8 protein-coding genes are annotated in these 6,000 nt (G+C 64.7%); 4 read left to right on the top strand and 4 right to left on the bottom strand.

All coding sequences use genetic code 11. The annotated features are described in order from the left end of the window. Positions 1-914: hypothetical protein (locus OXS49_RS06700; protein WP_267422926.1), on the top strand; the 914-nt coding region annotated here is incomplete at its 5' end. Positions 915-1,109: 195 nt separating this feature from the next. Further along, positions 1,110-1,577: a hypothetical protein gene (locus OXS49_RS06695; RefSeq protein WP_267422925.1), complete on the top strand. Its 468-nt coding sequence runs from the start codon at positions 1,110-1,112 to the stop codon at positions 1,575-1,577. Between the two features lie 93 nt (positions 1,578-1,670). Here the strand turns inward: OXS49_RS06695 and OXS49_RS06690 are convergent, their stop codons facing one another. Genes OXS49_RS06690 through OXS49_RS06680 form a run of 3 tightly spaced genes read right to left on the bottom strand, consistent with a single transcriptional unit; the run spans position 1,671 to position 2,949 of the window. After that, a complete protein-coding gene (locus OXS49_RS06690) occupies positions 1,671-2,315 on the bottom strand; it encodes a hypothetical protein (RefSeq protein ID WP_267422924.1) in 645 nt (214 codons plus the stop codon). A gap of 15 nt (positions 2,316-2,330) precedes the next feature. Continuing rightward, positions 2,331-2,789: a hypothetical protein gene (locus OXS49_RS06685; protein ID WP_267422923.1), complete on the bottom strand. Its 459-nt coding sequence runs from the start codon at positions 2,787-2,789 to the stop codon at positions 2,331-2,333. After that, a complete protein-coding gene (locus OXS49_RS06680) occupies positions 2,761-2,949 on the bottom strand; it encodes a hypothetical protein (protein ID WP_267422922.1) in 189 nt (62 codons plus the stop codon). Before OXS49_RS06680 ends, OXS49_RS06685 begins: the two co-directional genes overlap by 29 nt. Before the next feature lie 601 nt (positions 2,950-3,550). Between OXS49_RS06680 and OXS49_RS06675 the strand changes: the two genes are divergently transcribed. Then, complete coding sequence (locus OXS49_RS06675; protein ID WP_267422921.1) at positions 3,551-3,961, top strand: hypothetical protein; 411 nt, start codon at positions 3,551-3,553, stop codon at positions 3,959-3,961. Positions 3,962-4,210: 249 nt separating this feature from the next. On the opposite strand, the gene OXS49_RS06670 is transcribed toward OXS49_RS06675, so the two are convergent. Next, a complete protein-coding gene (locus tag OXS49_RS06670; RefSeq protein ID WP_267422920.1) occupies positions 4,211-4,987 on the bottom strand; it encodes an SDR family oxidoreductase in 777 nt (258 codons plus the stop codon). A 269-nt stretch (positions 4,988-5,256) separates the two neighbouring features. Here OXS49_RS06670 and OXS49_RS06665 point away from each other — a divergent pair, with 269 nt between their 5' ends. Continuing rightward, positions 5,257-5,556, top strand: coding sequence for a hypothetical protein (locus OXS49_RS06665; RefSeq protein ID WP_267422919.1), 300 nt, complete (start codon positions 5,257-5,259; stop codon positions 5,554-5,556). Positions 5,557-6,000 lie beyond the last annotated feature (444 nt).

Here is a 6,000-nt window from a genome sequence, read left to right as displayed (position 1 = left end):
TGCCTTGCAACACTTGGCCGAGGTTCCTCGCTTACCACAGCGACGACCCGCGCAGCATCGCCCGCAGTGAGGAACGCCGCCTCGCCGCGGTTCAGCTTACGCGTGCAGCGCGCGACGAGATCGACCCCGAGGCGGCGTTCCGCTTGTCGGCCTGCAACTACGCGGCCCGCATCGCGTATGCACAGATCGCGACGGATCACGTCACCCGCTTCACCGCCTCGCTCCCCCGGAGCACGCCGGTTTTTTGGGTTACGCTGATCCGCGACAGCTACACCCTCCCCTATGACGAGGCTGCGGATCTCGACCTGTTCAAGCTTCAGCAGTGGGTGCGCGCTGAGCTGCGGGGAGCCAGCTTCGTCGGCATGGTCGAAGCCGCCCTCTACACCAATGCTGACGCGGTTCGGGCTGACTGGAAGCGGGCGATCTCTTGGCACCCGCACCTGCTGGTGTGGGGCATCTCCGAGCAGCGGATGACGGAGATCCGCGACAGCCTCAACCGGCGCTGCCGCGCCCTCATCCCCGGCGTTGCGGCCGCCCACTTTCGCCCTCTTCAACTGGAGCAGGTCGAGGGTCAAGTGCTCTACATGTTGAAGTCCCCGCTCAACGAGTACCGAATCATCACGAAGAGACGTTGGGTCACCGATCAGGAGACCGGCGAACCCGTGCGTGAGTTCACCGGCAAGTTCAAAAGTAGGAAGTTCCAGCTTGGACCCGGCGACCTTGTTCGCATGGCGAACCTGCTGGCGGGCAAAAGGCTCGACAGGCTCGCCTTCGCGGCCGGCGACGGCCGGGCGGTCCTCAGCGCCATCAATTGCGCGGCGCGGGCTACCGAGCGGACTTTCGCGGCTCAGGAGCGCGAGCGCGAGGCGAGGCGGCGGAGCATGGCTCGGGCGCAACAGCGGCGACGCCGTTAGGGGCTGCGCCGTCGCCGGCTTCCGCGGGCATGACCAGACCAAACGCAGACGGAGGTTCTTCGTGGCACGCGGCCCTGCCGTGCCGCACCCTGTCGTTCTGCGATGCGGGAGGTCGTTGGACGTGGGAGCCGGTCAGTTGCGAGGCTCGTCGCTCACGACCGGCTGCGCCTGCTGCTCGCCCAGCGAAGCCGGCGCGTGAACATACTCGCCGACGGCCTCACGCCGCGGCGTGATGGGAATCGCGACATGACCGATGAGCAATACCGCAATGAATTGAAGCCGACCTTTCAGGCTCTGTTGCGAGCCTACGCCACGGGGTGTCTACATCGTGTGGGCTCCTCGGCGGCACAATTGTTGACCGAGGATAATGGCGAGCGGGCGCCCGATGCCCGCGCCCTGCTGTTGAGCGATGAGATCCGGCGGGCTCACGCCAATGCCTGCGACCTGAGGGTTGTCGAGCACGAGTGCGAACACCTCACCCGCCTCGATGAGTGGGACGCCGCAGCCGGTGTGTTGGATGTCGCCCTCGCCCTGTTGTGCGAGCTGCACGGGTCGCACAACCTTGCCCGCGCCCTGGCGGCCATCGCCGCCTATACCGCTGAGGATGGCCAGCATAGCGTCGAGAACGTCTACAACAGCCTCGACAACCTGCGCCAAGAATAGCTGGCGGCACCGAGTCCGTCGTGAAATGCGCAGCCCGATGCGGTCGTTTGAGCGCGTCCGGTGGCACGCTGCTTGACCTTCTCGCAGACCGAATCAAGCGCGGCGCAGCTCGGTCGTGCGAAACGGTTCGAGGCTGTCGATGGCCTCGACCGGATCCGTTTTCGCATTCCAGCGGAAGTAGCGCAGGGTCACCGTCTCGGGCGTGAAATCCATGAGCAGGAAGCCGTTCTCCTCAAGCGGCTTCAGCGTCTCGTCCATGTCGAGGTGGTTCGGCGCCAGCGCCCCCACCCCGCGGAACTCCGAGGGCCAGCCGCCGGTGCTCGTGCCGAGCGGGCCGGGCAGCACCGTCACCACCGGCTTCGCCGAGAAGTCGAGCCGCCCGCTACGCAGCATGTAGCCCTCGGCGATGTCATGCAGGTCGCCGCTCACCACGAGTGGGATCCGCTCCGGCCTCTCGGCGAGCGACTGCATCAGCCGGTCGGACTGGGCGAGCCAGCCGGATTGCCAGTAGGGCTTCGGTTTGGCCACCGAGAGCTTGCCGTCGGATCCGAGCAGATCGGGGTACCACTCGCCCCATTTGCCCGCGCTCCAGCCTGGCGGGTTTGAGTGCACGCTGACCACGTGTGCCACCTCGCGCGCCGCCGTGCGGGCTTTCAGCCAGCCCTCGACCTCGGGCGCGACGAACACCGCGGTCGGGCCGGCCAGCGTCAGTGTGCGGCGCACGTCGTAGAGTAGCACCTCGGCGAGCCGCCCCTAGCGCAGCGTGCCGAAACTGTCCGAGAGCCCTGCGGGGCGTGCAGCCTCACGGTCGGGCCGGTCGGCGCCGGGCAGCCCGGCCGGTCGGTTCGGGTCGGGCAGAAACTCCGGGTACCACAGGCGCTGCGTTGCCCACGCCGCCTCCAGCATGAACGAGTCGGCCGGGAAGGTCACGGCGGCGTCGGTCGCCTCATCGTTGTGGAAGTGGTCGTGATCGTCCTGCAGAAAGAACACCGGCGTCGAGCGGCACAGGGTGCTGAAGAGCGGCGCGATCTGTTCGCCCGCCGCGCGCAGCAGCGCCGCTTCGTTGGCGCTACCGAGCAGGGGCGCGCTGCGGTCAAAGCGGGCAAAGGCGAGCGCGGCCGGGTTGCCCCCAAGCTTCGGCGCGGCGCGAACAGGTCCCAGTAGACATGGTCGCCGTTGGCAATCAGCGCGTCGGGGGCGATGACAGGCCACGGCGCAGCAGGCGCTGGCGCACCGTGATGGGCAGAAATTCAAAGCCGGTGCCGGCCCGCGCGAACAGGTCGTAGCCGCCCGCGCGGTAGTAGACGAGCAGGCGCAGCTTCTTGGGCCGGTCATCGGGGCCGGCATCGTGGCGAGGCTCCAGGGCTCGCACTGCACCTTGCCATCGACCGCCACCAAGGCGAGACGGCACTGGGTGCCTGGCTTCAGATCCCCGGCCTGGAACTGCCAGAAGCCGCCGCGGGTGTCGATCCGCTGACCGGGGAAATGCTGCTCGTCGATCAGCAGCGCAGGGACGCCGTCTAGGAGCTGGCAGAACGACGCCTTGATGAGGATGCGGTCGTGGCTGCTGGTCGGCAGGAGGTGGGCGACGGCGCCAGAATCCCATTCTGACGAGGCGGTCGCCCTAGGTTGCGCTGTCTAGGCCGCGGCTGCGGTCTGCAGCGCCCCGAGCGCAACGGAAGGGCCAGCACCGAGCAGTTCACGACGCGTCGCCGGCATACTCTTTCTCCCGCTCCGGACGGCGCGGCTTAGCGTTGGTGTGGACCGTCCTGTTCCCGCGCCATCGCCGTCAACGGGCTGCTCCAGTCTGCGACAACGGTTCACCGACGTGGGTGCAAGCGGACCGTACCAAACAGAATGGCCGTCGAGCTTGCATCAAATGGCAGTATCAGCTGCCGTCTTGCCCGCGAATTGAAAGGCTATATCCTTGCGTAAAGCACCTTTGCCACCGTGGCAGATAAAGGAGCTTGGTCATGAACCGAGATATTTCGGAAGATCTAGTCAAAGCCGATGCGGCTGAAAAGCGTATCAAAAACGCCTTTTTGATGCTGCGGCGAAGCGAATCCAGCCGCGATAAACGGCTGGCACAAAAGATCCTGGCGGAAGATATAAGTCGCGCAGCGGTAGTTCGGATTGAAATGTTTGTCGGTCTATTCTGCTCGATGCTGCACGCAGCCACTACCGAGCAGCTACATCCCGGGGATCAGCCGCTTACGCTCGATGATGTTGCATATTTGCTTGTTAGAGAAGTACTTTGGCGACTTGCGGATGAAATTGACGTCGAAGCAGCACAGGCAACAGCGGAAGGGGCATTAGAAGTTGTAGAGGATAATTTCAAGGGCAGAAAAGCCGGTAAAAGTCGTACCATTGACAATGATTATTGATAGCAGAATGAAGAAACCGACGGGCGGGGCTATGACCCCGCCTAGTGCAGCATTGATGATGCTTTGAAGTGTTAATTTGTACTGTGCTCTCCGAAAACCCGCTGCGAACTAAATATCGTTCCCCGATGAATGAACGCCGCTGTTCCGGTGTCTATCATAATTCCGAACGCCGCCCACGCCATGAACCGCGAGAACCCGGAGCCGTTCAACGCAGCGGTGCTGGATTTCCTGGCGGCGCATTAGCCGCGCTCAGACCACGGTCGCGACCTTCGCTCCGTCCATCGTCACCGTCACCCCAGTCACGTAGCTGGCCCATGCTGAGGCCAGGAACAGCACCGTCGCTGCCACTTCCTCCGGCTCGGCCATGAGCCCGAGCGGGATGCCTGCTTCAGCCTGGGCTTTCGCCTCGTCGATGCCTACGCCCAGCTGCGCCGCCTCGGCCTGCATGCCCTCCGCGACCCGGTCGGTCCGCGTCAGCCCGGGATTGACGCCAACAACGCGCACGCCGCGTCCGGCGTAGGCCTGCGCCAGACCAGCGGTGGCGAGCATGAGGGCTGCATTGGCCGCTCCGCCCGCGAGATGCGTGGGCGCCGCCACTTTCCCGCCGTTGCCGATCACGTTGACGATCACCCCGCTGCCGCGGCGCGCCATCCGCTTCACGGCCGGATCGAACATGTTGACGTAGGTGAAGAGCTTGGCGTCGAAGGCGGCACGCCAGTATTCGGGGGTCAGTTCGTCGGGCGGTGTACGGCGGGCCGCACCAGCACTGTTGACGAGGACGTCGACCGGGCCAAGTTCGCCCTCTAAGGCATCTAGGGCGGACCGCGCCGCGACCGGATCGCTGAGGTCGGCCGCGTATCCGGCCACGTCACCGAGCAACTCGCGGGCCCGGTCGAGGTTGGCTTGAGCGCGGGAGATGATCCCGACCTTCGCCCCCTCATCAAGGAAGGCGCGGGCGCAGGCCAGCCCGATCCCCTTTGAGCCGCCGGTGATGAGAACGACCTTGCCGTCGAGGTCCAGGTCCATCGCCCCCTCCCCTGCCGCCGCGTCTCCCCCTCACCTCGCGCTTGTGCCCGCCTCGGCAAGAGCGCGGTGCCTGCCGGCGTCTTGGGTCTGGGATCGGTCTGCCGGACGGCGTGAGGCGGGACATGAGCAGTTCGGGGCTGCTGAGCTCCTGCTACTTTGGAGCCATCACCAGAGCCAACGCGGTCCAATTCGCGCCCCACCTTCCCTCGCCTCCGTCACGTAAAGGTAATGGCACGGCGACGGGCGTCGTGCGCTACGGAGGTACGCGGATGAACGAGAACACATCTTTAGATGCCGACGATCTGCCCGAATGGGCTTGGGATATCGTCGAGCGGCACGACCTCGGCTTGCGCGCGGATAGTCCTTTTACCGGCGCGAATGTGCTAGTTCATGATGTGGCCGGGGAGCCGAAGGAGTTGAGCGCCAGAATTGCTCGCGAGGGCGGAGTCACAGGTGAAACGCTTAACGGCGTTGCCGCCTGTGCCGCCATGCTCACCGATGCTCTCAAGCTCGCTTCACTGTGCCCTGACCAGCTGTGTGTCGAGGCCGTCGATAGCACTCTCAGATAGCTGCCGGGTCGGCAACTGGAGCGATCCTTGAAGGATCATGAAACGCGCGAATGCGACGGCCGCGCTTGAGACGCAGGCGGCCGCTACTCATGGGTGGCGGCTGTTGGCAGATAGCGGAATGGCTGCTTCGGAGGAGATCGGCTGGAAAAGCGGACGGGCTCCTAACGACCCAAACCAGTCGCCAGGAACGCCGAATGCGTTTCTCCAAAGCGGGCCTTAAAGCTCCAACCAAGAACAAGGCAATTAAGCCCGGATCTAGCGTTGAGTCCAATCGGCTCGTTTAGAGGGCTCCGGACGTTCCTTTGGACGCTTATCGAACCGAAGCACCTCGATCCATGTCCATGCGTTACCGCGCAAGTCTGTAATCCCTCGCGCATTGAGGAGGTTTGCGATTTCCGCCGGGTCCGAAATCCCGGCCAACCGGACCTCTTGCATTACGAAAGA

This window comes from Methylobacterium sp. GC_Met_2, assembly GCF_026540795.1.
Lineage (GTDB): Bacteria > Pseudomonadota > Alphaproteobacteria > Rhizobiales > Beijerinckiaceae > Methylobacterium.
This window is presented reverse-complemented; position numbering and strand designations above follow the sequence as displayed.

Coding starts and splice junctions, on each gene's coding strand:
- OXS49_RS06670 (WP_267422920.1), bottom strand. CDS start 4,987: ATGGACCTGGACCTCGACGGCAAGGTCGTTCTCATCACCGGCGGCTCA.
- OXS49_RS06675 (WP_267422921.1), top strand. CDS start 3,551: ATGAACCGAGATATTTCGGAAGATCTAGTCAAAGCCGATGCGGCTGAA.
- OXS49_RS06665 (WP_267422919.1), top strand. CDS start 5,257: ATGAACGAGAACACATCTTTAGATGCCGACGATCTGCCCGAATGGGCT.